The organism is Vulcaniibacterium tengchongense, assembly GCF_003814555.1.
GTDB lineage: Bacteria > Pseudomonadota > Gammaproteobacteria > Xanthomonadales > Xanthomonadaceae > Vulcaniibacterium > Vulcaniibacterium tengchongense.
In genome coordinates, this window is record NZ_RKQN01000001.1 from 870,475 (window position 1) to 896,330 (window position 25,856).

Sequence of the window (25,856 nt, forward strand, 5' to 3'; positions counted from 1 at the left end):
GCGCCGGCGCGGCGGTGCCGCGGATCAGCGCGCCGTGCCGGCGCGCGCGCCGAGATGGCGCTTGAAGAACGCGACGACCGCGTCGTACGCGGCGCGCGATTCCGGCGGCTCGGGATCGGAGAAGAACGCGTGCGCCATGCCGTCGTACACGTGCAGCTCCGCCGGCACGCCGGCCGCGGCGAGCAGGGCATGGCTGCGCACCGCGGCGCTCATCAGGAAGTCGCGCGTGCCGGTGATCAGCAGCGTCGGCGGGAACCGGGCCACGTAGTCCGGGTGCAGGCCGGGGAACACCTGCGGGTCGTGCATCGGCGCGTCGCGCAGATAGGGCAGCTCGCTCAGGCGCGGCGGCGCGGCCGGCATCGGCGCGCCGTCGAGCAGCGGCGCGACGTAGACCGAATCGCCGTCCGGCGGCACGAAACCCGCGCAGAGAATGCCGACCGCGCCGGGCAGCGGCAGCTGCCGCGCGATGAACCGGGCCACCGCCTGGGCGGCGAGATAGCCGCCGGCCGAGCAGCCGTACACGCCGATGTCCTCGGCGCGGTGTTCGTCCAGCAGCGCGCGGTACACGGCCTCCACGTCCTCGCTGGCGGCGGGGAAGGCGTGCTCCGGCCCTTGCCGGTAGTCGACCGAGACCACGGTCATGCCGGACAGCGCGGCGATCGGGATCGACTCCACCAGCGCGCCGCTGCGCGCGCCCCACAGGAAGGCGCCGCCGTGCAGGTTGATCAGCACCCGCCGGTCGCGCGGCCCGCCGCGGGGCTCGACCACGTCGGCGAGCACTCCGCCGTAGCGCCGCTCGCGGGTGGTCACCGCGTAGCGCTTGCGCATGCGCTCGACCCGGTCGCGGTTGATCGCGTCGTAGAACGCCCGCTTCTGCTCGATCGTGGTGAGCGCGGCGGCCTGCCGGTCCTCCTCGCGCAGGCGGTGGAACTGCGCCCGGGCCTCGGGCGAGGCGTAGGCCGAGAACGGCGCCCGCGGCGCGGGTGCCGGCGGCTCGGCCGGCGCGGCGAAGGCGTTTGCGGCCGCGGCCAGCAGCAGCGCGGCGAACAGCCGTGCCGCGCCCGCGCCTCCGGCAAGGGCGGCATGCGGGCGCGCGGCGATGCCGGCGGCCCCGCGGGAGCGCCGGTGCGGCTGGCCTTCCTCCAGAATCGGGTTCATGTCGGCTCCTCAGGGGCTGCGGTCGACCGCGAGGCGATGCTGCGGCAGGGTCGAACGGCACGTCGGCCGCCACCTTAGGCGGCGCCCGTCGGCGGAGCGTCAAGCCGCGGCGCGAAGGCGCGCGCCGCGCCGCCGTGGGAGCCCGGTGTTGCCGCGGCCGGCGCCGCCGGCAGGCACCCGTCGGCGAGACGGCAGCCGCCGCGGCGGTGCGGTCCGGGCGGGTGGACGGGCATCGCCTGCCCGGCGCCGGCGACCCGGACGATGGCCGGCGCGTGAGCCGCGACGTGCCTCAGGCGTCCTTGTTGTGCCGCCGCAGCAGGCGCTGCTTCTCCCGCTGCCAGTCGCGCTCCTTGCTCGCCTCGCGCTTGTCGTGCGCCTGCTTGCCCTTGGCCAGCGCGAGTTCGGCCTTGACCCGGTTGCCCTTCCAGTACAGCGCGGTCGGCACCAGGGTGTAGCCGTCGCGCTGGACCCGGCCGATCAGGGTGTCGATCTCGCGCCGGTGCAGCAGCAGCTTGCGGGTGCGCCGCTCCTCGGCGACGACGTGGGTCGAGGCCGAGATCAGCGGGGTGATCTGCGCGCCGAACAGGTACATCTCGCCATCGCGCACCACCGCGTAGCTCTCGCCGATGTTGGCGCGGCCGGCGCGGATCGCCTTCAGTTCCCAGCCTTGCAGCGCCAGGCCGGCCTCGAAGCGCTGCTCCAGGTGGTAGTCGTGGCGGGCGCGCTTGTTCAGCGCGATGGTGCCGCCGGCGCCGCCCTTTCCTTTATCCTTGGCCGCTTTCTTGCTCGAATTCTTGCTCATCGCGCCATTGTCCCCGAAACCGGGGGCCGCGGGCGATCCGCCGCGCGATACGCCGCCCATGCAGACGATCCGCCGTTCCGCCCTGGTCGAACACTCCGCCGCGCGCATGTTCGCGCTGGTCAACGACGTCGCCGCCTACGCGCGCCGCTTCGCCTGGTGCGAGAACTCGCAGGTGCTGGAGGCGGAGGACGGCCGCATGGTGGCCCGGCTCGACGTCGGCCTGGGCAGGCTGCGTACCTGGTTCGTCACCGAGAACACCTACGCGCCGCCGCACCACATCGACCTGAAGCTGGTCGACGGGCCGTTCCGCCGCCTGAGCGGGCGCTGGGAGTTCCACGCCCTGGACGAATCGGCGTGCAAGGTGACGCTGACCCTGCAGTTCGAGCCGACCGCGAAGCTGCTCGGCCCGGCGCTGGCGCTCGGCCTGCAGAGCCTGGCGGACCGCATGGTCGACGACTTCGTGCGCGTCGCCGACGGCGGGGAGGCGTCGTGAGGGTCGAGGTCGTGCGCGCCTGGCCGCGGCGCCACGAAGCGGTGGCGCTGGAACTGCCGGCGGGCGCGCGGGTCGCCGATGCGCTGCGCGCCGCCGGCTGGGAGCGCGACCCGGAAACGGTGGCCTACGCGGTGTTCGGCGTGCGCGCCGGGCCCGATACGCCGCTGCACGACGGCGACCGGATCGAGTTGCTGCGGCCGCTGCTGGCCGACCCGAAGACGGCGCGGCGGCAGCGGGCATCGGGGCAGCGCGGCGGCCGCGCGCAGCGCTGAAGGGGCTGCGTCCGCTGCGGCGGGCAAGGGCGCCCGGACGCGGCGCGCGAACAGCGTGGGCGCATCCGGGCGGCGCGGGAACGGCGGCTCGCGGCTCCGCGTCCATGCGCCCGCGCCGGCAGCGGCTTCTTTCGCATCGGCTCCGATGGGCGCGCTCGCTCGTCTGCGCAGCGGATCGCCGGCGCAGGGCGGCACCGGAAAAACGAAGCCCCTCTGCGCGGGCGGAGAGGGGCGGGGCGAGGAACCGGCGGGGCGAAACCGCGCTCAGCGCCCGCGCTTCTTCTTGTCGTCCTTCGGCAGGTTGCGACCGAACTGCTTCGGCGCCGCCTTGGCCAGCTGCTCGTCCTGCTCGGGGAAGTACTCGCCTTCCCAGCGCGCCAGCGTGTCGCCTTCGAACCACAGGGTCAGGTTCTTGACCTCGGTGCGGCCGCGGCGGTCGGTGCGCTGGCTCGCGGTGTAGTCCCAGCGGTCGTGATGGAACGGGTCGGCGATCGACGGCGTGCCCAGCAGCGCCACCACCTGCTGCTTGCTCAGGCCGGGCTGCAGCTGCTCGACGTTGGCCTTCTCCAGCAGGTTGCCCTGGTAGATGGGCTGCTTGTACAAGATGCCGCAGCCTCCGGTCAGCAGGGCGACGGAGAGGGCCAGCAGGAGCTTGTACGTGGGCTTCGGCATCGGAATCGGCGGCGGGCAATGATCGCCGGATGATACACTGAAGGCCGCTCCCCCGACGCGCGGAAGCCGGCGGCCGCCGACGCGGTGCGTTCATCCGCCGTTGCGGCGCCGATGCGCCGCGCCAGCTGAGGACCCGAACATGGAATCGCAAGATCTGCGCGCCGCCGGTCTCAAGGTGACGCACCCGCGCCTGCGCATCCTGGAACTGCTCGAGCAGGCCAAGCCGCGGCACATGACCGCCGAGGACATCTACCGGATGCTGATGGAGCGGGGCGAGGACATCGGCCTGGCCACGGTGTACCGGGTGCTGACCCAGTTCGAGGCCGCCGGCCTGGTGCTCAAGCACAACTTCGAGGCCGGCCAGTCGGTGTACGAACTCGACCGCGGCCACCACCACGACCACATGGTCGACGTCGACACCGGCAAGATCATCGAGTTCGAGAGTCCCGAGATCGAGGAACTGCAGCGCAGGATCGCCGCGCGGCACGGCTACGAGATCGAGGACCACTCGCTGGTGCTGTACGTGCGCAAGAAGCGGTGAGGAGCCGCTTCAACCCGCGTCGGCCAGCAGCCGCTTCGCCGCCGCGCGCGCCTCGCGGGTCAGCTCGACGCCGCCGAGCATGCGCGCCAGTTCCTCCTCGCGTTCCTTCGCGCCCAGCGCCTGCACCGAGCTGCGGGTGACCCCGTCGCTGGCGGCCTTGCTGACCCGGTAGTGCGCATGGCCCTGCGCCGCGACCTGCGGCAGGTGGGTCACGCACAGCACCTGGCGGCTGGCGCCGAGCGCGCGCAGCTTCTGCCCGACGATCTCCGCGACCGCGCCGCCGATGCCGGTGTCGACCTCGTCGAACACCATCGTCGGCACCGCGTCCAGGCCGAGCGCGGCGACCTCGATCGCCAGCGAGATGCGCGACAGCTCGCCGCCGGAGGCGACCTTGCGCAGCGGCCGCGCCGGCTGGCCCGGGTTGGCCGCGACCAGGAACTCGACGCGCTCGCCGCCCTGCGGATCGGGGCGGTCCTCCTCCAGCGGTTCGATCTCCACCTCGAACCGGCCGCCGCCCATGCCGAGCTCGGCGATCAGCGCGGTGGTCGATTGGGACAGGCGCTGCGCCGCGGCGCGGCGGGCGGCACCGAGCGCGTCGGCGGCGGCGCGCCAGTCGCGGCGCGCGGCCTCGATCTCGCGGTCGAGCCCGGCCAGGCGCTCGCCGGCGCCGCGCAGCGCCTCCAGTTCCGCGGCCAGGGCGTCGCGCTGCGCGGCCAGGCCCTCCGGCGGCACGCGGTGCTTGCGCGCCAGTTCGTGCAGGCGCCCGAGCCGGCGCTCGAGGTCCTCGAACGCATCCGGGTCGAGGTCGAGATCGCTGCGGATGCGCTCCAGCAGCGCCGCGGCCTCGTCGATCTGGATCGCGGCCTGGTCGAGCATGGCGTCGACTTCCTCCAGCCGCGGCTCGTGCTCGGCGACGCGCTGCAGTTCGCCGCGCACCTGCTGCAGGCCGCGCGACAGCGAGGGGCCGTCGTCGCCGCCGAGGCGGGCGAAGGCGCCGTCGCAGGCGGCGATCAGGCCGGCGGCATGGGCATGGCGGCGGTGGTCCGCGAGCAGCTTCTCGATCGCCTCCGGCTCCAGCGTCTCGCGCTCGAGCTCGCGGTACTGGTGCTCGAGCCAGGCGATGCGGTCGGAGACGTCGCCCTGGGCGGACAGTGCGTCGCGCTCGCGCAGCAGCGCGCTCCAGCGCGCGGCCGCGGCCTCGACCGCCCGGCGCGGAGCCTCGCAGCGGCCGAAGGCGTCGAGCAGCGCGAGCTGGCTGGCCCTGGACAGCAGCGCCTGGTGCTCGTGCTGGCCGTGGATCTCGACCAGGCGGCCGGCGAGCTCGCCGAGCTGGCCGAGGGTGACCGGGCGGCCGTTGACCCAGGCCTTGGAGCCGCCGTCGGCGCGGATCACCCGGCGGATCTGGCAGGCCTCGTCCTCGTCCAGTTCGTTCTCGGCCAGCCAAGCGCGGGCGAGCGGGGCGTCGTCGAGGCTGAAGTCGGCGACCAGTTCGGCGCGGTCGGCGCCGTGCCGGACCACGCCGCTGTCGGCGCGCAGGCCCGAGAGCAGGCCGAGCGCGTCCACCAGCAGCGACTTGCCGGCGCCGGTTTCGCCGGAAATCACGGTCAGGCCCGGGCCGAAGCTCAGTTCGGCGGCGCTGACCACGGCGAAGTGCTTGAGCGAAAGATGGGTGAGCATCGGGGCGCGATTGTGCCTCGGGTCGATGGCGGCGGGATAGCGCAGGTGTAGCAGGCCGGCGTCGCGCCGGCGGCGACGGCGCGTCTTGCATGGCCCCGGCCGCGGGCGTATATCGCCGGCATGAGCCGCAAGCCCGCCGATCCGACCCTCGACCCGCGCGCCCGCCAGCTCCTGCGCACCCTGATCGGCCGCTACATCCGCAGCGGCGAGCCGGTCGGCTCGCAGACCCTGGCCCGCCACGCCGGGCTGGACGTCAGCCCGGCGACGATCCGCAACATCCTCGCCGACCTGGAGGAGGCCGGCCTGCTCAGCGCCCCGCACAGCTCGGCCGGGCGGGTGCCGACCGCGCAGGGCTACCGGCTGTTCGTCGATTCGCTGCTGCAGGTCAAGCCGCTGCCGGACAGCGAGGTCGCGCGCCTGCGCAACGAGCTGCCGGTCGGCTCGGGCACCCAGGCGCTGCTGGGCAGCGCTTCGGAGCTGCTCTCGGCGATGACCCATTTCGTCGGCGTGGTCAGCGTGCCGCGGCGCGAGCAGTTCGCGTTCCGCCGGATCGAGTTCCTGCCGCTGGACGGCTCCAAGGTGCTGGCGATCCTGGTGTTCGCCGACAACGAGGTGCAGAACCGGATCATCCCGACCCGGCGGCCGTACGACGCGGCCGAGCTGGAGCAGGTCGGCAACTATCTCAATGCCCACTTCGTGGGCCGCCCGATGGCCGAGATCCGCAGCGTGCTGCTGCGCGAGCTGCGCTCGGCGCGGGACGAGATGCAGGCGCTGCTGTCGCGCTCGATCGAGCTGTCGGAGCAACTGCTCGCCGGCGACAGCGAGGACGTGGTGCTGGCCGGGCAGACCCGGCTGATGGGGGTGCAGGACCTGGCCGACCTGGAGCGCCTGCGCGAGCTGTTCGAGGCCTTCGCCCGCAAGCGCGAGATCCTGCAGTTGCTCGAACGCACGGTGCGGGCGCCGGGCGTGCGCATCTTCATCGGCGAGGAGACCGGGCTGGCGCCGCTGGAGGGGATGTCCCTGGTCAGCGCCCCGTATGGCGTCGGTGGCCAGGTGCTGGGGGTGCTCGGGGTGCTCGGGCCGAGCCGGATGGCCTACGAGCGGGTGATCCCGGTGGTGCAGGCCGCCGCCGACGCGCTGGGTGCGGCGATCCAGTCCGAGCCGTAGGCCGCCGCGGCGGCAGCCGCCGTCCGCGGGCCGCAATCGGGAACGCCGGTTCCCCCGCCGCCACGACGGCGCCGCGCTTCTTTGCGCCCGCAGGCCGGAGCGAGGCGCCTGCGTTCACCCCTGCCGGGCGGCGATCCGGCCTGTCCCTTTCCCGGCTTGCGGGCGCCTGGGCGCGGCTCCGGCGATGCTCCCTTCGACGGGCGAGCGCGGGGGCGTCTTGAAACCCTGCCGCTCGGGCCCCATTGCTGCCCCGGTTGCGCGGTTCCGCGCAGGATTTCGTGCGCGTTCGCGCAGGGAGGAAGGAAGTGACGAGTCACCGCGACATCGAGCAGCAGCACAACCCCACGGCCGACGCCCGTCCGCCCGCGGCCGAGCCCGGCGCCGAGCGGCAGGAGGCGCCGGGCCACGCCGATCTGGTCGCTCAGCTCGAAGCGGTGCAGGCGGAACTGGCGCAGCTGCGCGAGGAGGCGCTGCGCGAGCGCGCCGACCTGGACAACCAGCGCAAGCGCATCGCGCGCGAGATCGAGATGGCGCGCAGGTTCGCCAACGAGCGCCTGCTGTCCGATCTGCTGCCGGTGATCGACAGCCTCGAGGCCGGCCTCAAGGTCGAGGGCGACACCGCCCGGCACCTGCGCGAAGGCATGGAGCTGACCCTGCGGCAGCTGCTGAAGGTGGTCGGCGACAACGGCCTGGTCGCCGTGGATCCGCAGGGCCAGCCGTTCGACCCCGAGCGCCACCAGGCGATGAGCATGGTCGACAGCGCCGAGCATCCGCCCGGCCACGTGGTCCAGGTCTACCAGAAGGGCTGGCTGCTGAACGAGCGCCTGTTGCGCCCGGCGCTAGTGGTCGTGGCCAAGACCGAGTGACTTCCGCGTCCGGCATCGTTCGGGCGCAAGGGCATGCGAGCGGGCCGTAAGCGGTTCCGGCGAACCCGCCGCCGCGGCCGGCGACGGCCGCGGCGCGCCCCTTGAAGGGCAGGGCTTCAGCCCCAGATAGCGCACATCGGCGGACTTACCGCCCCGCAAACGTCAAGATTCGAGAGGGAACACACCATGGGCAAGATCATCGGCATCGACCTCGGCACGACCAACTCGTGCGTGGCGATCATGGAGGGCGGCAAGGCCAGGGTCATCGAAAACGCCGAGGGCGATCGCACCACGCCGTCGATCGTCGCGTTCACCAAGGACGGCGAGGTGCTGGTCGGCGCCTCGGCCAAGCGCCAGGCGGTGACCAACCCGAAGAACACCTTCTTCGCGGTGAAGCGCCTGATCGGCCGCAAGTTCACCGATGCCGAGGTGCAGAAGGACATCAACCTGGTGCCCTACGGCATCGTCCAGCACGACAACGGCGACGCCTGGGTGGCGACCGCCGAGGGCCGCAAGATGGCCCCGCAGCAGATCTCGGCCGAAGTGCTGGCGAAGATGAAGAAGACCGCCGAGGCCTACCTGGGCGAGGCCGTCACCGAGGCGGTCATCACCGTGCCGGCGTACTTCAACGACAGCCAGCGCCAGGCCACCAAGGACGCCGGCAAGATCGCCGGCCTGGACGTCAAGCGCATCATCAACGAGCCGACCGCGGCGGCGCTGGCCTACGGCCTGGACAAGAAGGGCGCCGGCGACCGCAAGGTCGCGGTGTACGACCTCGGCGGCGGCACCTTCGACATCTCGATCATCGAGATCGCCAACGTCGACGGCGAGATGCAGGTCGAGGTGCTGTCGACCAACGGCGACACCTTCCTCGGCGGCGAGGACTTCGACAAGCGCGTGATCGACTACCTGGTCGAGGAGTTCCAGAAGGACCAGGGCATCGACCTGCGCAAGGACCCGCTGGCGCTGCAGCGCCTGAAGGACGCCGCCGAGCGCGCCAAGATCGAGCTGTCCAGCAGCCAGCAGACCGAGGTCAACCTGCCGTACATCACCGCCGACGCCTCCGGCCCGAAGCACCTGAACATCAAGCTGACCCGGGCCAAGCTCGAGGCGCTGGTCGACGACCTGATCAAGAAGACGATCGAGCCGTGCCGGGTCGCGCTGAACGACGCCGGCCTGCGCGCCAGCGAGATCAGCGAGGTGATCCTGGTCGGCGGCCAGACCCGCATGCCCAAGGTGCAGCAGGCGGTGGGCGAGTTCTTCGGCAAGGAGCCGCGCAAGGACGTCAACCCGGACGAGGCCGTGGCGCTCGGCGCCGCGATCCAGGGCGGCGTGCTGGCCGGCGACGTCAAGGACGTGCTGCTGCTCGACGTGACCCCGCTGTCGCTGGGCATCGAGACGCTCGGCGGCGTGATGACCAAGATCATCGAGAAGAACACCACGATCCCGACCAAGGCCTCGCAGGTGTTCTCCACCGCCGAGGACAACCAGTCCGCGGTGACGGTGCACGTGCTCCAGGGCGAGCGCGAGCAGGCCCGCTACAACAAGTCGCTGGCCCGCTTCGACCTGACCGGCATCGAGCCGGCGCCGCGCGGCATGCCGCAGATCGAGGTGTCGTTCGACATCGACGCCAACGGCATCCTGCACGTGTCGGCCAAGGACAAGAAGACCGGCAAGGAGCAGAAGGTCGAGATCAAGGCCGGCTCGGGCCTGTCGGAGGAGGAGATCCAGAAGATGGTCGCCGACGCCGAGGCGCACCGCGAGGAGGACCGCAAGTTCCACGAGCTGGTGCAGGCGCGCAACCACGCCGACGGCCTGATCCACACCGCGCGCAGCGCGATCAAGGAGCACGGCGAGAAGGTGCCCGGCGACGCGATCGGCCGCGCCGAGAGCGCGATCGCCGAGCTGGAAGCGGCGATGAAGGGCGACGACAAGGCCCAGATCGAGGCCAAGTCGAAGAGCCTGGAGGAAGCGGCGCAGTCGCTGTTCGCCGCGGCCGCCGCCGGCCAGCAGCCGGGCGGGCCGGATGCCGGCGCCGGCACCGGCGGCGCCAAGTCCGAGGACGTGGTCGACGCGGAGTTCACCGAAGTCAAGGACGACAAGAAGTAAGAGCGGGATCCGGGATTGGGGATTCGGGATTCGGACAGGCACAATCCAGCTCGTCCGAATCCCGTTTTCCTGTCCCGCGCCTGTTTCGGCGGTTCCCGATCTCGACTCCCCAATAGCGGCTCCATGAAACGCGACTACTACGAAGTCCTCGGCGTCTCCCGCGACGCCAGCGAGGCGGAACTGAAGAAGGCCTATCGCCGCTGCGCGATGAAGTACCACCCGGACCGCAACCCGGGCGACAAGGCCGCCGAAGCCGCGTTCAAGGAGTGCAAGGAGGCCTACGAGGTCCTCTCCGACGCCGGCAAGCGACGCGTCTACGACCAGCACGGCCACGCCGCGTTCGAGCACGGCATGGGCGGCGGCGCCGATCCCGGCTACGCCGACATGGGCGACATCTTCGGCGACATCTTCGGCAACATCTTCGGCGCCGGCGCGGCACGCGGGCCCCGGCGCGGCGCCGACATCGGCTACGTGATGGAGCTGACGCTGGAGGAGGCGGTATTCGGGGTCGAGAAGCAGATCGAGATCCCCACCCTGGACGAGTGCGCCGCGTGCGACGGCAGCGGCTCGGCCGACGGCAAGCTCGACACCTGCGCCACCTGCCACGGTCGCGGCCAGGTGCGGTTCCAGCGCGGCATCTTCTCGATGCAGCAGACCTGCCCGCATTGCGGCGGGCGCGGCCGGACGGTGCGCAATCCGTGCGCGGAATGCCGCGGCCAGGGCCGGGTCGAGCGGGTCAAGACGCTGCAGGTCAAGGTGCCCGCGGGCGTCGACAACGGCGACCGCATCCGCCTGGCCGGCGAGGGCGAGGCCGGGCCCGCCGGTTCGCCGCCGGGCGACCTGTACGTCGACGTGCGCGTGCGCGAGCACGAGATCTTCCAGCGCGACGGCGACGATCTGCACTGCGAGGTGCCGGTGCGCATCTCCCAGGCCGCGCTCGGCGACGTGATCCGCGTGCCGACGCTGGACGGCGAGGTCGAGCTGCGCATCCCGCCGGAGACGCAGACCGGCAAGCTGTTCCGCCTGCGCGACAAGGGGGTGCGCTCGGTGCGCAGCCGCGCCCCCGGCGACCTGTACTGCAAGGTGGTGGTGGAAACGCCGGTCAACCTCACCGCCGAGCAGCGCGAGCTGCTGGAGAAGTTCGAGGCGACCTTCAGCGGCGAAGGCGCGCGGCGGCACTCGCCGCGCACCTCGACCTTCCTCGACAGCGTCAAGGGCTTCTGGGACCGGATGACGTCCTCGTCCTGAGATCGCGCCCGGGCTGCGCATCCACCGGCAAGACGGCCCGCACCCGCGGGCCGTCTGCGTTGCGGGCCGGTTGCCCCTCTCGGCGCCGGTCCGATCCGGGCAAACCGCCGGGACGGCCCTGCCGGAAGCGCCACCGCGCCTACTGCTGCACCAGCTCGATCGTGGCCACGATCGGCTGGCCGCCCTTGGGCCTGCCGCCGGGCACGATGGTCAAGGTCAGCGAATCGCGCGCGGCGGTGCCGCCCGCGCGCGCGAACTTCCGCAGCAGCTCGGTGACGTCGAAGCTGTAGAAGTTCTCGCCCAGGGCTTCGTCGAGCGGGCTGCCGTGGCCGTGGTCGTGGAACTCGGCGTCGAAGAAGTTGATGTTGCCGACGTAGGTCGCCGGACCCGCCGCGCCGCCGCGGCCGGGCGTCAGGTAGAGGTGGTAGAGCACCTCCGGCTGCGCCCAGGTATGCAGGTTCTTGAGCACCAGGTAGGTGCGCTTTTCCGGCGCCACGGGGTCCAGGCCCAGCACCTGGGTCCGGCGTGCGCCGGCCTCCGGCAGCAGCGCCACCCGCACCGGGCCGGCGCCGCCCAGCTCCGCCGCGGCGCGGGCCGCGGCCACGCGCACCGGCGTGCCGGCGCGGATGCCCTCGGCGGCGGCCGTGGCGGCGCTCATCGTCGCGGCGGTCGCGGCCACCTCGGTGCCGGTCGGGGTGAGGAACTTGTCGTAGGTGTAGCCGAGCGTCGCGATGTCGAAGCAGTCGACCAGCTTGCACACCACCCGGTCGCCGTTGCCGTCGGCGAACACGAACTCGGTCTGCGCCCACGTCGCCGTGCTCGGATTGACGCCGCCGTTGCGGTTCCAGCTGGCCCACATGCGGTCGACGTTGGCGTGGTGCACCCAGAACAGCGGGTCGCGGCCGGCATAGGGCACCGAGCCCATGTTGAGGCTGTTGCCGACCAGCACGTGGATGCGGCTGTGGATGCCGGAGTCGATGGTGCGGCAGAACCCCATCACGCTGCCGGCGCTGCTGTAGTTGGCCTTGGACATCGGCAGGCTGATGTCCATCGCGTCGCCGGGCTGGTCGCGGTGGATCGGCTGGCCGGTGTTGGCCAGGGTGGTGCGGTCCGCCCGGTACAGCACCGAGAACGTGGCGTCGGTGGGTTGGCGGAAGCGGTGCGGGACGATGCCGCGCTTGGTGGGCTCGTACGAGGTGTAGTTCCAGTAGGGCAGGGTGAAGTCGGGCCGGCCCGAGACCGTGCGCACGATCTGCTCGAAGAACTGCACGAACAGGCGGTGCCACGGCAGGAAATGGTTCGGGTTCTGGCCGGCGTGCGACTGGCAGGTGTTCCAGACCTCCTCGGCCAGCACGCTGCGGGGGCTGGCCACGCCGCCGAAGATGCGGGCGATCTCGTCGGCCTTGGTGGTCGTGCCGTCGACGAAGTGGGTGTACCACTGCCAGGTCCAGCTCAGCGGATCGTCGGCAGGGCGCGCCTGCATCTGCGCCACCGCGCCAGCCAGGATCCGCAGCATGGCCTGGCCGGCCGCGGAGCTGGCGTCGTAGCGGATCAGGGGCGCGGCCTGCGCGTTCAGGCTCGGCAGATGCAGCAGCAGCGGCGAGGCCGCCAATCCATAAAGGAAGCGGCGCCGGGACAGGGAGGGCATGTTCGTTCTCCGGAGTGCGTGTAGTAGTAGTGGTTTGTTGTTGTTCTTCGCGTTCCGCCCAGAAGGATTCGCGGCGGAAAACGCGGCGTGCGTCGCATGAGCGACGCGCGATGACTACCCGGCCCGCTGTGACGGCGAAGGCAACGCGGCGTGCGCGGATCGGCTGTAACGGCCGTTGAAACGAGGCCAGCCCGAGTCACCTTGGTGAAGCAGCCGACGACCGGCAGCGCTCGCCGTGGCGGCGCTCGGCGGCCGCCGCGCTTGTTCGCGACCGGCCCCAGCCGCTAGCCTTCGCCCATGCAAACAGCCGCTGAACGAGTGAGAGTCCTGGTCCACGGCGCCTCCGGCCGCATGGGCCAGGCGCTGCTGCGCCTGGCCGGGGAGCGCGACGACCTGAGCGTGGTCGCCGCGGTGTCGCGCACGCAGCCGGCGCAACGCGTGGTGGAGGGCGTCGCCCATTTCGCCGCGGCCGAGCTCGGCGGCGCGCCCGAGTTCGACGTGGCGATCGACTTCAGCCTGCCCGAAGGCTTCGACGGCATCCTGGGGCTGTGCGAGCGGCGCGGCGCCGCCCTGGTGTCGGGCACCACGGGGCTGGAAGCGAACCAGCGCGAGGCGCTGCAGGCGGCCGCGGCGCGGATCCCGGTGTTGTGGGCGGCGAACTTCAGCCTCGGCGTGGCGGTGCTCAACGAGCTGGTCGAGCGTGCCGCCGCGGCGCTGCCCGGCTGGGACTGCGACATCGTCGAGTCGCACCACGTGCACAAGAAGGACGCGCCGTCCGGCACCGCGCTGGCGCTGGGCGCGAGCGCGCAGCGCGGCGGCGCGCAGCCGCGCTACGCGTCGTTGCGCGCCGGCGACATCGTCGGCGAGCACCTGGTGCAGTTCGCCGCGCCGGGCGAGCGCATCGAGCTGGTCCATCGCGCCACCAACCGCGACGTGTTCGCGCGCGGCGCCCTGCACGTGGCGGCGCGCCTGGCCGGACGCGCGCCCGGCGCGTACCGGGTGCGCGATCTGCTCGGCTGAGCCGTACGGCGCCGCGGGTGAACGCCGGAACCCGCGCGCGGCGCGCGAGGCTGGCGCCGGCGGCGTCGAATCGCTAGAATTCCGGCTCGCCTGAATCTCTTCCGCCGGACCGGTCCCGCACCGCGTCCGCGTTTTGCTGCAACCCGGTTTTGGCCGGCGCCTGCGGCGGGCGAGATCGGCACACCCCAGGCAGCCAAGGCGATCCCCGTGACCCAACCCGCAATCCTCGCGCTCGAAGACGGCACGTTCTTCGAGGGCGTTTCCGTAGGCGCGCCCGGCCTGTCGGTCGGCGAAGTCGTGTTCAACACCGCCATTACCGGCTACCAGGAAATCCTGACCGATCCTTCCTACGCGCGGCAGCTGGTGACGCTGACCTATCCGCACATCGGCAACACCGGCTGCACCGACCAGGACGACGAAGCCGCCCGCGCCTGGGCCGCGGGCCTGATCGTGCGCGACGTGCCGCGCCGGCCGAGCAGCTGGCGCAGCCGGGCCTCGCTGCCGCAGTGGCTGCAGCGCCGCGGCATCGTCGCCATCGCCGGCATCGACACGCGCAAGCTGACCCGCCTGCTGCGCGACAAGGGCGCGCAGAACGGCGCGCTGATGGCGGGCGAGATCGACCTCGACGGGGCCCTCGAAGCCGCGCGCAAGTTCCCCGGCCTGAAAGGCATGGACCTGGCCAGGGAAGTCAGCGTGCGCGAGCGCTACGAATGGCGCGACGGCCAGCTGGACCTGGATCGCGGCGAATTCGTCCGCGCCGAGCCGCGCTTCCACGTGGTGGCCTACGACTACGGCGTCAAGTACAACATCCTGCGCATGCTCGCCGAGCGCGGCTGCCGCCTGACCGTGGTGCCGGCGCAGACGCCGGCCGCCGACGTGATGGCGCTGAATCCGGACGGCGTGTTCCTGTCCAACGGCCCCGGCGACCCGGAGCCCTGCGACTACGCGATCGCGGCGATCCGCGAGTTCGTCGCCGCGAGGATCCCGACCTTCGGCATCTGCCTCGGCCACCAGCTGCTCGGCCTGGCGGCGGGCGCGCGCACGGTGAAGATGAAGTTCGGCCACCATGGCGCCAACCACCCGGTGGTGGACCTGGACACCGGCCGGGTGATGATCACCTCGCAGAACCACGGCTTCGCCGTGGACGAGGCGACGCTGCCGGCGAACGTGCGCGTGACCCACCGTTCGCTGTTCGACGGCTCCAACCAGGGCATCGCCCTCGCCGACGCGCCGGCCTTCAGCTTCCAGGGCCATCCGGAAGCGAGCCCGGGCCCGCACGACGTGGCCCCCCTGTTCGACAAGTTCGTTGCGCTGATGGAGGCGCGTTGACATGCCCAAGCGCACCGACATCAAGACCGTCCTGATCATCGGCGCCGGCCCGATCGTGATCGGCCAGGCCTGCGAGTTCGACTACTCCGGCGCGCAGGCGTGCAAGGCGCTGCGCGACGAGGGCTACCGGGTGGTGCTGGTCAACAGCAACCCGGCGACGATCATGACCGACCCGAACATGGCCGACGCCGTGTACATCGAGCCGATCAACTGGCAGACGGTCGAGAAGATCATCGCCAAGGAGCGCCCGGACGCGCTGCTGCCGACCATGGGCGGGCAGACCGCGCTCAACTGCGCGCTCGACCTCGCCGACCACGGCGTGCTGGAGAAGTACGGCGTCGAGCTGATCGGCGCCTCGCGCGAGGCGATCCGCATGGCCGAGGATCGCGAGCTGTTCCGCGTGGCGATGGCGGAGATCGGGCTGGAATGCCCGAAGGCCGAGGTCGCCCGCAGTTTCGAGCAGGCGCTGGAGATCCAGGCCAAGGTCGGTTACCCCACCATCATCCGCCCGAGCTTCACCCTCGGCGGCACCGGCGGCGGCATCGCCTACAACCGCGAGGAGTTCGAGGAGATCGCCAAGCGCGGCCTGGAACTCTCGCCGGTGCACGAGATCCTGGTCGAGGAATCGGTGCTGGGCTGGAAGGAGTTCGAGATGGAGGTGGTCCGCGACAAGGCGGACAACTGCATCATCGTCTGCTCGATCGAGAACTTCGACGCGATGGGCGTGCACACCGGCGACTCGATCACCGTCGCCCCGGCGCAGACGCTCACCGACAAGGAATACCAGCGCCTGCGCGACGCCTCGATCGCGGTGCTGCGCAAGATCGGCGTCGACACCGGCGGCTCCAACGTGCAGTTCGGCGTCAACTCGCAGACCGGCCGGGTGGTGGTGATCGAGATGAACCCGCGCGTGTCGCGCTCCTCGGCGCTGGCGTCGAAGGCGACCGGCTTCCCGATCGCCAAGGTCGCGGCCAAGCTGGCGGTCGGCTACACCCTGGACGAGCTGAAGAACGAGATCACCGGCGGCCTGACCCCGGCGTCGTTCGAACCTTCGATCGACTACGTCGTCACCAAGATCCCGCGCTTCGCGTTCGAGAAGTTTCCGCAGGCCGACGCCCGCCTGACCACGCAGATGAAGTCGGTGGGCGAGGTGATGGCGATGGGCCGCACCTTCCAGGAGTCGCTGCAGAAGGCGTTGCGCGGGCTGGAGACCGGCAAGGTGGGCCTCGACCCGACCGGCCTGGACCTGTCCAGCGAGGAAGGCCTGTCGCGGCTCAGGCGCGAGCTGAAGGAGCCGGGCCCGGAGCGCATGTTCTACATCGGCGACGCGTTCCGCGCCGGCATGGGCGTGGAGGAGGTCCATGCGCTGTCGTCGGTGGACCCGTGGTTCCTCGACCAGATCGAGGACATCGTCGTGGCCGAGAAGCAGGTCGCCGAGGGCGGGCTGTCGGCGCTGGACAAGGCGCGCATGCGCCAGCTCAAGCGCATGGGCTTCTCCGACGCGCGCCTGGCGCAACTGACCGGCACCGACGAGACCGCGGTGCGCACCCTGCGCCGCGCCTTCGGCGTGCGCCCGGTGTACAAGCGCGTGGACAGCTGCGCGGCCGAGTTCGCCACCACCACCGCCTACATGTACTCGACCTACGAGGACGAGTGCGAGGCCCACCCGAGCGGCCGCGACAAGATCATCGTGCTCGGCGGCGGCCCGAACCGCATCGGCCAGGGCATCGAGTTCGACTACTGCTGCGTGCATGCCGCGCTGGCCCTGCGCGAGGACGGCTACGAGACCATCATGGTCAACTGCAACCCGGAGACCGTGTCGACCGACTACGACACCTCCGACCGCCTGTACTTCGAGCCGCTGACGCTCGAGGACGTGCTGGAGATCTGCGACCTGGAGAAGCCCAAGGGCGTGATCGTGCAGTACGGCGGGCAGACGCCGCTGAAGCTGGCGCGCGCGCTGGAGGCCAACGGCGTGCCGATCATCGGCACCAGCCCGGACAGCATCGACCTGGCCGAGGACCGCGAGCGCTTCCAGAAGCTGGTGCACGAACTGGGCCTGGCGCAGCCGCTGAACCGTACCGCGCGCAACCCGGAGGAGGCGCTGCTGCTGGCCTCGCAGATCGGCTACCCGCTGGTGGTGCGCCCGAGCTACGTGCTCGGGGGCCGGGCGATGGAGATCGTCCATTCCGACGCCGACCTGCAGCGCTACATCCGCGACGCGGTGAAGGTGTCCAACGACTCGCCGGTGCTGCTGGACCGCTTCCTCGACAGCGCGGTCGAGGTCGACGTCGACGTGATCGCCGACCAGGACGGCAACGTACTGATCGGCGGCGTGATGGAGCACATCGAGGAGGCCGGCGTGCACTCCGGCGACTCGTCCTGCTCGCTGCCGCCGTATTCGCTGTCCAAGGAGGTGCAGGACAAGCTGCGCGCGCAGGTGGTGGCGCTGGCCAAGGCGCTGAAGGTCGTCGGCCTGATGAACACCCAGTTCGCGATCACCTTCGACGAGCAGGGCCAGGAGACGATCTACCTGATCGAGGTCAACCCGCGCGCCTCGCGCACGGTGCCGTTCGTGTCCAAGGCCACCGGCGTGCCGCTGGCCAAGATCGCGGCGCGCTGCATGGTCGGCCGCACGCTGGCCGAGCAGGGCGCCACCGCCGAGGTCGTGCCGGCGTACTACTCGGTGAAGGAGGCGATCTTCCCGTTCGCCAAGTTCCCGGGCGTGGACCCGATCCTCGGCCCGGAGATGCGGTCCACCGGCGAGGTGATGGGCGTGGGCCGCAGTTTCGGCGCGGCCATGGCCCGGGCGCAGGAGGCCGGCGGCATCAAGGCGCTGCCGCCGGGCGGCAAGGTGTTCGTCTCGGTGCGCGATCCCGACAAGAAGCGCGTGCTGCCGGTGGCGCAGGACCTGCTGCGGCGCGGCTACAGCCTGGTCGCGACCGCCGGCACCCACGCCTTCCTGACCGCGCAGGGGTTGCCGTGCGAGCGGATCAACAAGGTCACCGAAGGCCGGCCGCACATCGTCGACCTGATCAAGAACGGCGAGATCGTCTACATCGTCAACACCACGGAAGGGCGGCAGGCGATCAACGACTCGTTCTCGATCCGGCGCGAGGCGCTGCAGCAGCGCGTGACCTACTCGACCACCGTGTCCGGCGCGCGCGCATTGGTCAACTCGCTCGACCACCGCGGCACCGGCCCGGTGTGGTCGCTGCAGGAGTTGCATGCCGAGGTGAACGGCGCGGCCTGAGGCCGCGTCGTCGGCGAGGCGCCGCGCTCGGCGGTGCCCGGGACCGGCGGAAGCCGCCCCGGGCAAGCCGATCGGATTCGCCGCCTCGCGGCCTCGCGGCCGCCGTGCGCGACGACAGGCTCCGCAAGGGCGCGCGGCGGGAGCGCGCTGGCGTTCCCGCGAGAGGCTTCCGCCCGGCCGCCGACCTGATAGACAATCGGGCCATCCAACGCCCATCGCCCGCCGGGCCGGACGTTCCGGCGCGGCACGAGGAATTCACGCCATGCGAGCACCCCTGACCCTGAAGGGCGCGCAGCGACTGCGCGCCGAGCTGGAAGAATTGAAGTCGGTCAAGCGGCCGGCGGTGATCAACGCGATCGCCGAAGCCCGCGCCCACGGCGACCTGCGCGAAAACGCCGAGTACCACGCCGCGCGCGAGCAGCAGGGCTTCATCGAAGGCCGCATCAAGCAGCTGGAAGCCGAGCTGTCGCACGCGCAGGTGATCGACGTGGCCTCGCTGAACGCCGGCTCGCGCGTGGTGTTCGGCGCCACCGTGGAGCTGGCCGACGTCGAGACCGACGAGCGCAAGAGCTACCAGATCGTCGGCGACCTCGAAGCCGACATCAAGCAGGGCCTGATCGCGATCTCCTCGCCGGTGGCGCGCGCGCTGATCGGCAAGCACGAGGGCGACACGGTGCGGATCGAGGCGCCGGGCGGTACCCGCGAGTACGAGATCGTCGCGGTCCGGTACCTGGGGTGACGCGCCGCGTCCCGGGGCCCGGAGCGAACGCGTCGCCATGAACGTCGCCACGTTGCTGTTGCCCGCGCGCGAACGCTTCGGCGGCCAGCGGCTGTCCGAGGCGACCGGTCGCTGGCTGGCGCGCGCGGAGCGCAGCGGGTTCGAGGGCGATCCGGCGGCGCGCGCGCTCGACGTGCGGCCGCGCGGCTGGCCGGTGGCCGCCGCGAGCCGCCAGCGCGACGTCGGCGACGCCGGCCAGGCGCTGTGGCTGCGCGCCGATCCGGCCTACATCCGCCCCGACATCAACGGCGCGCGCCTGCTCGCCTACGGCGAAGCGCTGGCGCTGGGCGAGGCCGACGCGGCCGCGCTGCTGCAGGCGCTCAAGCCGCTGTTCGGCGACGCCGGCTTCCCGCTGGACGCGCCGCATCCGGCGCGCTGGTATCTGCGCCTCCCCGCCGGCACGCGCCTGCCCGAATTCGCCGCGCCGGAGCACGCGCTCGGCGCGGACCTGTTCGACCAGTTGCCGGACGGCCCGGAAGGGCGGCGCTGGCGCACCCTGCTGAGCGAGGCCCAGATCGCGCTGCATCACCATCCGCTCAACGCGCAGCGCGCCGCCGCCGGGCGCGCGCCGGTGAACTCGCTGTGGTTCTGGGGCGCCGGCCGGCTGCCGGACCGGGTCTCCAGCCCGTATGCGCGGATCGCCAGCGACGATGAGGGCCTGGCGGCGCTCGCGCACCTGGCCGGTGCGCGCGTCGGGCCGCTGCCGCCGGCCTGGCCGGGGGAGAGCGCGGGAGAAGCGCTGTTCGACCTGCGCGCGGCGCGCGACCTCGCCATGCTGGAAACCGCCTGGTTCGCGCCGCTGCGCGCGGCGGTGCAGGGCGGCGCGCTGGCCGAGGCGCGGATCGAGTTCGCCGACGGCGTCCGCTACACGCTGCGCGCCGGCCAGCGTTGGCGCTTCTGGCGCAAGCCCCTGCGGTCGCTGGCGGCGCCGCTGGCCGGGGACGCAGCCGAATGAGGCCGCCGCCGCGAGTGCGTCGCCGCAGCTGCGACGCCGCCGGGGACTGGCCCGACCACCTGCCGCCCTTGCTGCGGCGGATCTACGCCGCGCGCGGCGCGACTTCGCTGGCCCTGGCGCAACCGCGTCTCGCGCACCTGTTGCCGCCGGACGGGCTGAGCAACCTCGATGCGGCCAGCGCCTTGCTCGCGCAGGCGATCGCCGAAGACCGCCACATCGTGGTCGTGGGCGACTTCGACTGCGACGGCGCCACCGCGTGCGCGCTCGGCGTGCGCGGGCTGCGGCTGCTCGGCGCGCGCCGGGTCTCGTACGCGGTGCCGAACCGGATGGTGCACGGCTACGGCCTGTCGCCGGCCCTGGTCGAAGAACTGGCCGCGCTGCAGCCGGAGCTGCTGGTCACGGTGGACCACGGCATCGCCTGCCACGCCGGCGTCGCCGCAGCCAAGGCGCGCGGCTGGCGGGTTCTGGTCACCGACCACCATCTTCCCGGCGAACGCCTGCCGCCGGCGGACGCGATCGTCGACCCGAACCTGCCGGGCGATGCCTTCCCGAGCAAGGCGCTGGCCGGCGTCGGCGTGATGTTCTACGTGCTGCTGGCGCTGCGCCGGCGCCTGCGCGAGCAGGGCACGTTCGCCGGCGAGGCGCCGGACCTGGGCGCGCTGCTGGACCTGGTCGCGGTCGGCACCGTCGCCGACCTGGTGCCGCTGGACGCGAACAACCGCGCCCTGGTCGGCGCCGGCCTGCGCCGGCTGCGCGCCGGGCAGGGCTGCGCCGGGTTGCGCGCGCTGATCGAGGTCTCGCGGCGCGACGCCTCGCGCTTGACCGCGGCCGACATCGGCTATGCGATCGGCCCGCGCCTCAACGCCGCCGGCCGGCTGGAGGACATGGCGCTCGGCATCGAGTGCCTGCTCGCCGACGACCCGGCACGGGCGCGCGACATCGCCGAGACCCTCGACCGGCTCAACGGCGAGCGCCGCGCGGTGCAGCAGCAGATGACCGACGAGGCCGAGCGCGCGCTGGCGCGGGTCGCGGTGGGCGCGGGCGCGCTGCCGCCGGCGCTGTGCCTGTTCGATCCGGAATGGCATCCGGGCGTGGTCGGCCTGGTCGCGTCCAAGCTGAAGGAACGCCTGCACCGGCCGACGATCGCGTTCGCCCCGGCCGAATCCGGCGCGGCGCTGCTGCGCGGCTCGGCGCGTTCGGTGCCGGGCTTCCACATCCGCGATGCGCTGGCCCAGATCGACGCGCGCCATCCGGGCCTGATCGAACGTTTCGGCGGGCACGCGATGGCGGCCGGGCTCTCGCTGCGGCGGGAGGCGCTGGAGGCCTTTCACGCCGCGTTCGAGCGCTGCGCCGCGGAGGCGCTGACGCCCGAGCTGCTGCAGGCGGAGCTGCTCAGCGACGGCGAACTCGCCGCCGAGGAGTTCTGCCGTGCCAGCGCCGAATGGCTGCGCGACGGCGGCCCGTGGGGGCAGGGCTTCCCCGAACCGCAGTTCGACGGCGAGTTCGACGTGGTCGACGCGCGTCCGGTCGGCGAGCGCCACCTGCGCCTGGCGCTCGGTTGCGCCGGCCTGCGCCTGAACGCGATCGAGTTCGGCGGCTGGGACGGCGGCCGGCCGCCGCCGCGGGTGCGCGTGGTCTACCGGCTCGAGCCGGACGATTACCGGGGCGGGGATGCGTTCCAGCTCGTGGTGATCCATCGCCAACCGGCCTAGCGCCGCCGCCGCGCGGCCGGGGCATCGCGCGGCTCGCCGTGCGGAGGCGGCGATACCGCCGAAACCGGCGGCGGCTTGCTAGAATCGCCGGTTCTCATCCGCACAGAAACCACGGACACGGCAGCCATGATCGAGCTGAATCCCGTCCGTCAGCGAATCGCCGACCTTCGGGACCGGCTGGATTCGCTGAGGGGGTATCTTTGACTTCGACCGCAAGGTCGAACGCCTCGAAGAAGTCAACCGCGAGCTGGAGAGCCCCGACGTCTGGAACGACGCCGAACGCGCGCAGGCGCTGGGCCGCGAGCGCGCTTCGCTGGACAAGGTGGTCGGCGGCATCCGCAGCCTGACCGACGGCCTCGCCTCCGCCGCCGAGCTGCTCGAGCTGGCCGAGATGGAGAACGACGAGGGCACCGCGCTGGCGGTGGTCGAGGACGTCGAGCGCTACGCCAGGGACGTCGACAAGCTGGAGTTCCAGCGCATGTTCTCCGGCCCGATGGACGGCGCGAACGCGTTCGTCGACATCCAGGCCGGCGCCGGCGGCACCGAGGCCCAGGACTGGGCCGAGATGCTGCTGCGCATGTACCTGCGCTGGGCCGAGTCGCGCGGCTGGAAGACCGAGCTGCTGGAGGTGTCCGGCGGCGAAGTGGCCGGGATCAAGTCCGCGACCTTCCGGGTCGAGGGCGACTTCGCCTACGGCTGGCTGAAGACCGAGACCGGCGTGCACCGCCTGGTGCGCAAGAGCCCGTTCGATTCCGACAACCGCCGCCACACCAGCTTCACCTCGGTGTTCGTCAGCCCCGAGGTCGACGACAAGATCGACATCGAGATCAACCCCGCGGACCTGAAGACCGACGTCTACCGGTCCTCCGGCGCCGGCGGCCAGCACGTCAACAAGACCGAGTCGGCGGTGCGCATCACCCACGTGCCCACCGGGATCGTCGTGGCCTGCCAGACCGAGCGCAGCCAGCACGCCAACCGCGACCGCGCGATGAAGATGCTGGCGGCGAAGCTGTACGAGCTGGAAATCCAGAAGCGCAACGCCGAGAAGAACGCGCTGGAGGCGTCCAAGTCCGACATCGGCTGGGGCAGCCAGATCCGCAACTACGTGCTCGACCAGAGCCGGATCAAGGACCTGCGCACCGGCCTCGAGCGCAGCGACACGCAGAAGGTGCTGGACGGCGACCTCGACGAGTTCGTCGAGGCCAGCCTCAAGGCCGGCCTGGAGGCCGGCGCCAAGCGGGCCGACGCGGTTTGATCCGGCGGCGGATCGCGCGGACAAATATCGATAGGGACGGAATCCGAAGTACGCCCGGGACGGCGCCTGCGCCCGGGCACGTCATCCGGCGAAAACGGTCGTCCGGGGCCGTTCGCCTCAAGAGCCGGAGCCCCGCCTGCGCGGGGATGACGGTATAAAACACCTGGCCCGCGCTTGTCCGGGAACATCCGCGGCGAAAAACCCTTCCATCCCCACCACAAGACCATGACCGACACGACGCCCCCGCCGACGCACGCCGACGAGAACCGCCTGATCGCCGAGCGCCGGGCCAAACTCGCCGCGCTGCGCGCCAAGGGCGTGGCCTTCCCGAACGACTTCCGCCGCGCCGACTTCGCCGGCGACCTGCAGCGCGAGTTCGCCGACGCCGAGCGCTGGACCGCGGAGGCGCTGGACGGCCAGGCCAGGCGCGTGGCGGTGGCCGGGCGGATCCTGCTCAAGCGGGTGATGGGCAAGGCCAGCTTCGTGCAGATCCAGGACGAGTCCGGCCGCATCCAGCTGTTCCTGCAGGCCAACGCGCTGGGCGAGACCTACGAGGCGTTCAAGGGCTGGGACGTCGGCGACATCGTCGGCGCGGAGGGCACGCTGACCCGCACCAAGACCGGCGAGCTGTCGGTCAAGGCCGAGCGCCTGCGCCTGCTGACCAAGTCGCTGCGGCCGCTGCCCGACAAGTTCCACGGCCTGGCCGACGTCGAGCAGCGCTACCGCCAGCGCTACGTCGACCTGATCGTCAATCCGGAAGCGCGCGAGGTGTTCGTCAAGCGCAGCCGGATCATCCGCGCGATCCGCGCCTGGCTCGATGCGCGCGGGTTCCTGGAGGTGGAGACGCCGATGATGCACTACATCCCCGGCGGCGCCGCGGCCCGGCCCTTCGTCACCCACCACAATGCGCTGGACCTGGAACTGTACCTGCGCGTGGCGCCGGAGCTGTACCTGAAGCGCCTGGTCGTCGGCGGCCTGGAGCGGGTGTACGAGATCAACCGCAACTTCCGCAACGAGGGCGTGTCGACCCGGCACAACCCCGAGTTTACCATGCTCGAGCTGTACGAGGCCTACGTCGCCTACAGCGAGGTGATGGACCTGACCGAGGGCATGATCCGCGACGTCGCGCGCGAGGTGCTCGGCACCACCGAGACCTTCTGGGAAGGCGCGGCCATCGACCTCGGCCCGGCGTTCCGGCGCTGGCGCCTGGACGAGGCGGTGCGGCACTTCAATCCATCGATCTCCGCCGCCGACTGCCGCGACCGCGAGGCCCTGGCCGCGCATTGCGAACGCCTGCGCATCCCGGTCAAGCCCGACTACGGCTGGGGCAAGCTGCTGCTGGAGATCTTCGAGAAGACCGTGGAGGGCCGGCTGGTGCAGCCGACCTTCATCACCCATTACCCGGTCGAGGTCTCGCCGCTGGCGCGCGAGAGCGACACCGAGAAGGGCATCACCGACCGCTTCGAGCTGTTCATCGGCGGCAAGGAGCTGGCCAACGGCTTCTCCGAACTGAACGACCCGGAGGACCAGGCCGAGCGCTTCCAGGCCCAGGTCGCGGCCAAGGCCGGCGGCGACGACGAGGCCATGCACTACGACGCCGACTACATCCGCGCGCTGGAGGTCGGCCTGCCGCCGACCGGCGGCCTGGGCGTCGGCATCGACCGGCTGGTGATGCTGCTGACCGGCTCGGCCTCGATCCGCGACGTGCTGCTGTTCCCCTACATGCGACCGGAAGCGGGTGGTTGAGCCGGCCGGCCGCGAACGAGGCGGCTGCCTGACGGCCGCTGTCGCGGTATTCTCCCGGTGTCGGCCGCCGCGTAGACGGTCCAGGGGTAACCGGCGTGAACGTCGTCATCGTCGATGACCAAACCTCAGCGCGCACGATGCTGCGCCACATCATCGAGGACATCGCCTCGGAGTTGCGTGTCCACGATTTCGGCGATTCCGAGACGGCGCTGGGCTGGTGCGAGAGCCACCAGCCCGACCTGCTGCTGCTGGACTACCGCATGCCCGGCATCGACGGGCTCGAGTTCGCGCGCCGCTTCCGCCGCCTGCCGCTGCACCGCGACATCCCGATCATCCTGGTGACCGTGGTCGGCGACGAGCCGGTGCGCCAGGCGGCGCTCGAGGCTGGGGTGATCGACTTCCTGGTCAAGCCGGTGCGCCCGCGCGAACTGCGCGCGCGCTGCCGCAACCTGCTGCAGCTGCGCCAGCAATCCGAGAGCGTGAAGCAGCGCGCGCTGTCGCTGGAGCAGCGCCTGCTGTCGAGCATGCACGAAGTCGAGGAGCGCGAGCGCGAGACCCTGTCGCGGCTGGCGCGGGCGATCGAATACCGCGACGCCGGCACCAGCGCCTACCTGGAGCGCATGGCCCACGTCGCCGGCCTGATCGCCGAGCAGCTGGGCATGTTCGAGGACGAGGTGCGGGTGATCGAAATGGCGGCGCCGCTGCACGACATCGGCAAGATCGCGATCCCCGACGCGGTGCTGATGAAGGCCGGCCCCCTGACGGAGGAGGAGACCGCGGTGATGCGCCGGCACCCGCGGATCGGCTACGAACTGCTCAGCGGCAGCCAGAACCGCTTCATCCAGACCGGCGCCCTGATCGCGCTGCGTCACCACGAGCGCTACGACGGCAGCGGCTACCCGGATGGCCTGGTGGGCGAGGAGATCCCGCTGGAGGCGCGGATCGTCGCGGTGGCCGACGTGTTCGACGCGTTGATCTCGCCGCGTCCCTACAAGAAGGCCTGGGACATGGACGCGGCCCTGGGCTACCTCTACGCGCAACGCGGCCGCCTGTTCGATCCGCGCTGCGTCGACGCGCTGATCCGCAGCCGCGAGCGGCTGGAAGACATCTGCGCCCGCTTCTCGACGGTGAGCGCCCGGCCGGGCATGGAGTAGC

General features: G+C 71.8%; 21 protein-coding genes. 16 read left to right on the forward strand and 5 right to left on the reverse strand.

The window, feature by feature from the left end; translation table 11 throughout:
* Positions 1–24: 24 nt before the first annotated feature.
* Positions 25–1,158, reverse strand: a complete 1,134-nt coding sequence (locus tag EDC50_RS03935) for an alpha/beta hydrolase (protein WP_123769138.1) — start codon at positions 1,156–1,158, stop codon at positions 25–27.
* 289 nt (positions 1,159–1,447) lie between these two features.
* Complete coding sequence (gene smpB, locus EDC50_RS03940) at positions 1,448–1,960, reverse strand: SsrA-binding protein SmpB (protein WP_123769139.1); 513 nt, start codon at positions 1,958–1,960, stop codon at positions 1,448–1,450.
* Positions 1,961–2,018: 58 nt separating this feature from the next.
* Here smpB and EDC50_RS03945 point away from each other — a divergent pair, with 58 nt between their 5' ends.
* Together EDC50_RS03945 and EDC50_RS03950 are read left to right on the forward strand one after the other, a co-directional pair.
* Positions 2,019–2,453, forward strand: a complete 435-nt coding sequence (locus EDC50_RS03945; protein WP_123769140.1) for a type II toxin-antitoxin system RatA family toxin — start codon at positions 2,019–2,021, stop codon at positions 2,451–2,453.
* Positions 2,450–2,725: an RnfH family protein gene (locus tag EDC50_RS03950; protein ID WP_123769141.1), complete on the forward strand. Its 276-nt coding sequence runs from the start codon at positions 2,450–2,452 to the stop codon at positions 2,723–2,725. The genes EDC50_RS03945 and EDC50_RS03950 overlap by 4 nt, the downstream gene beginning before the upstream one ends.
* 264 nt (positions 2,726–2,989) lie before the next feature.
* On the opposite strand, the gene EDC50_RS03955 is transcribed toward EDC50_RS03950, so the two are convergent.
* Positions 2,990–3,397 carry an outer membrane protein assembly factor BamE gene (locus tag EDC50_RS03955; RefSeq protein ID WP_123769142.1) on the reverse strand — a complete coding sequence of 136 codons (408 nt, stop codon included), beginning with the start codon at positions 3,395–3,397 and terminating at the stop codon, positions 2,990–2,992.
* A 139-nt stretch (positions 3,398–3,536) separates the two neighbouring features.
* Between EDC50_RS03955 and fur the strand changes: the two genes are divergently transcribed.
* On the forward strand, positions 3,537–3,938 hold the full coding sequence (gene fur, locus EDC50_RS03960) for a ferric iron uptake transcriptional regulator (protein ID WP_123769143.1): 402 nt from the start codon (positions 3,537–3,539) through the stop codon (positions 3,936–3,938).
* A 9-nt stretch (positions 3,939–3,947) separates the two neighbouring features.
* On the opposite strand, the gene recN is transcribed toward fur, so the two are convergent.
* A complete protein-coding gene (gene recN / locus EDC50_RS03965; protein ID WP_123769144.1) occupies positions 3,948–5,615 on the reverse strand; it encodes a DNA repair protein RecN in 1,668 nt (555 codons plus the stop codon).
* Positions 5,616–5,735: 120 nt separating this feature from the next.
* Between recN and hrcA the strand changes: the two genes are divergently transcribed.
* The 4 genes from hrcA (at position 5,736) to dnaJ (ending at position 11,005) form a co-directional block, all read left to right on the forward strand.
* Positions 5,736–6,782, forward strand: coding sequence for a heat-inducible transcriptional repressor HrcA (gene hrcA, locus EDC50_RS03970; RefSeq protein ID WP_123769145.1), 1,047 nt, complete (start codon positions 5,736–5,738; stop codon positions 6,780–6,782).
* Positions 6,783–7,087: 305 nt separating this feature from the next.
* Positions 7,088–7,648 (forward strand): nucleotide exchange factor GrpE, encoded by a 561-nt coding sequence (grpE, locus tag EDC50_RS03975; protein ID WP_242002952.1) that lies wholly within the window; start codon positions 7,088–7,090, stop codon positions 7,646–7,648.
* 186 nt (positions 7,649–7,834) lie between these two features.
* Positions 7,835–9,757 carry a molecular chaperone DnaK gene (gene dnaK, locus EDC50_RS03980; protein WP_123769146.1) on the forward strand — a complete coding sequence of 641 codons (1,923 nt, stop codon included), beginning with the start codon at positions 7,835–7,837 and terminating at the stop codon, positions 9,755–9,757.
* A gap of 123 nt (positions 9,758–9,880) precedes the next feature.
* Positions 9,881–11,005 (forward strand): molecular chaperone DnaJ, encoded by a 1,125-nt coding sequence (gene dnaJ, locus EDC50_RS03985; protein WP_123769147.1) that lies wholly within the window; start codon positions 9,881–9,883, stop codon positions 11,003–11,005.
* 139 nt (positions 11,006–11,144) lie between these two features.
* Here the strand turns inward: dnaJ and EDC50_RS03990 are convergent, their stop codons facing one another.
* Positions 11,145–12,653, reverse strand: coding sequence for a tyrosinase family protein (locus EDC50_RS03990; protein ID WP_123769148.1), 1,509 nt, complete (start codon positions 12,651–12,653; stop codon positions 11,145–11,147).
* 297 nt (positions 12,654–12,950) lie between these two features.
* Between EDC50_RS03990 and dapB the strand changes: the two genes are divergently transcribed.
* The 9 genes from dapB to rpfG all read left to right on the forward strand — a co-directional run bounded on the left by dapB (position 12,951) and on the right by rpfG (position 25,855).
* The gene (gene dapB, locus EDC50_RS03995) at positions 12,951–13,673 is read left to right on the forward strand and encodes a 4-hydroxy-tetrahydrodipicolinate reductase (RefSeq protein ID WP_123769149.1); all 723 of its coding nucleotides are present in this window, start codon (positions 12,951–12,953) and stop codon (positions 13,671–13,673) included.
* Between the two features lie 207 nt (positions 13,674–13,880).
* Positions 13,881–15,002 carry a glutamine-hydrolyzing carbamoyl-phosphate synthase small subunit gene (gene carA, locus EDC50_RS04000; protein WP_123769150.1) on the forward strand — a complete coding sequence of 374 codons (1,122 nt, stop codon included), beginning with the start codon at positions 13,881–13,883 and terminating at the stop codon, positions 15,000–15,002.
* 1 nt (position 15,003) lies between these two features.
* Positions 15,004–18,255 carry a carbamoyl-phosphate synthase large subunit gene (gene carB / locus EDC50_RS04005; protein WP_123769151.1) on the forward strand — a complete coding sequence of 1,084 codons (3,252 nt, stop codon included), beginning with the start codon at positions 15,004–15,006 and terminating at the stop codon, positions 18,253–18,255.
* Positions 18,256–18,517: 262 nt separating this feature from the next.
* Positions 18,518–18,994: a transcription elongation factor GreA gene (greA, locus tag EDC50_RS04010; RefSeq protein ID WP_123769152.1), complete on the forward strand. Its 477-nt coding sequence runs from the start codon at positions 18,518–18,520 to the stop codon at positions 18,992–18,994.
* 37 nt (positions 18,995–19,031) lie between these two features.
* Complete coding sequence (locus EDC50_RS04015) at positions 19,032–19,988, forward strand: phosphoglycerate mutase (protein ID WP_123769153.1); 957 nt, start codon at positions 19,032–19,034, stop codon at positions 19,986–19,988.
* Positions 19,985–21,700: a single-stranded-DNA-specific exonuclease RecJ gene (recJ, locus tag EDC50_RS04020; protein WP_123769154.1), complete on the forward strand. Its 1,716-nt coding sequence runs from the start codon at positions 19,985–19,987 to the stop codon at positions 21,698–21,700. Before EDC50_RS04015 ends, recJ begins: the two co-directional genes overlap by 4 nt.
* 126 nt (positions 21,701–21,826) lie before the next feature.
* Positions 21,827–22,955, forward strand: a protein-coding gene (gene prfB / locus EDC50_RS04025) for a peptide chain release factor 2 (RefSeq protein WP_123769155.1) whose coding sequence is annotated in 2 segments (ribosomal slippage) — positions 21,827–21,901 and positions 21,903–22,955 — 1,128 coding nt in all. Because the reading frame shifts where the segments join, the coding sequence is not laid out codon by codon here.
* Positions 22,956–23,180: 225 nt separating this feature from the next.
* The gene (lysS, locus tag EDC50_RS04030; protein ID WP_123769156.1) at positions 23,181–24,701 is read left to right on the forward strand and encodes a lysine--tRNA ligase; all 1,521 of its coding nucleotides are present in this window, start codon (positions 23,181–23,183) and stop codon (positions 24,699–24,701) included.
* A 95-nt stretch (positions 24,702–24,796) separates the two neighbouring features.
* Positions 24,797–25,855 carry a cyclic di-GMP phosphodiesterase response regulator RpfG gene (gene rpfG / locus EDC50_RS04035; RefSeq protein WP_123769157.1) on the forward strand — a complete coding sequence of 353 codons (1,059 nt, stop codon included), beginning with the start codon at positions 24,797–24,799 and terminating at the stop codon, positions 25,853–25,855.
* Position 25,856: the final 1 nt, after the last annotated feature.

Excerpts from the sequence above, each read along its gene's own strand:
- dnaK (WP_123769146.1), top strand. The coding sequence starts at position 7,835 with ATGGGCAAGATCATCGGCATCGACCTCGGCACGACCAACTCGTGCGTG.
- EDC50_RS03945 (WP_123769140.1), top strand. The coding sequence starts at position 2,019 with ATGCAGACGATCCGCCGTTCCGCCCTGGTCGAACACTCCGCCGCGCGC.
- recN (WP_123769144.1), bottom strand. The coding sequence starts at position 5,615 with ATGCTCACCCATCTTTCGCTCAAGCACTTCGCCGTGGTCAGCGCCGCC.
- EDC50_RS04015 (WP_123769153.1), top strand. The coding sequence starts at position 19,032 with ATGAACGTCGCCACGTTGCTGTTGCCCGCGCGCGAACGCTTCGGCGGC.
- dapB (WP_123769149.1), top strand. The coding sequence starts at position 12,951 with ATGCAAACAGCCGCTGAACGAGTGAGAGTCCTGGTCCACGGCGCCTCC.
- fur (WP_123769143.1), top strand. The coding sequence starts at position 3,537 with ATGGAATCGCAAGATCTGCGCGCCGCCGGTCTCAAGGTGACGCACCCG.
- smpB (WP_123769139.1), bottom strand. The coding sequence starts at position 1,960 with ATGAGCAAGAATTCGAGCAAGAAAGCGGCCAAGGATAAAGGAAAGGGC.
- hrcA (WP_123769145.1), top strand. The coding sequence starts at position 5,736 with ATGAGCCGCAAGCCCGCCGATCCGACCCTCGACCCGCGCGCCCGCCAG.
- EDC50_RS03955 (WP_123769142.1), bottom strand. The coding sequence starts at position 3,397 with ATGCCGAAGCCCACGTACAAGCTCCTGCTGGCCCTCTCCGTCGCCCTG.
- lysS (WP_123769156.1), top strand. The coding sequence starts at position 23,181 with ATGACCGACACGACGCCCCCGCCGACGCACGCCGACGAGAACCGCCTG.
- recJ (WP_123769154.1), top strand. The coding sequence starts at position 19,985 with ATGAGGCCGCCGCCGCGAGTGCGTCGCCGCAGCTGCGACGCCGCCGGG.
- EDC50_RS03990 (WP_123769148.1), bottom strand. The coding sequence starts at position 12,653 with ATGCCCTCCCTGTCCCGGCGCCGCTTCCTTTATGGATTGGCGGCCTCG.
- EDC50_RS03935 (WP_123769138.1), bottom strand. The coding sequence starts at position 1,158 with ATGAACCCGATTCTGGAGGAAGGCCAGCCGCACCGGCGCTCCCGCGGG.
- carB (WP_123769151.1), top strand. The coding sequence starts at position 15,004 with ATGCCCAAGCGCACCGACATCAAGACCGTCCTGATCATCGGCGCCGGC.
- greA (WP_123769152.1), top strand. The coding sequence starts at position 18,518 with ATGCGAGCACCCCTGACCCTGAAGGGCGCGCAGCGACTGCGCGCCGAG.
- dnaJ (WP_123769147.1), top strand. The coding sequence starts at position 9,881 with ATGAAACGCGACTACTACGAAGTCCTCGGCGTCTCCCGCGACGCCAGC.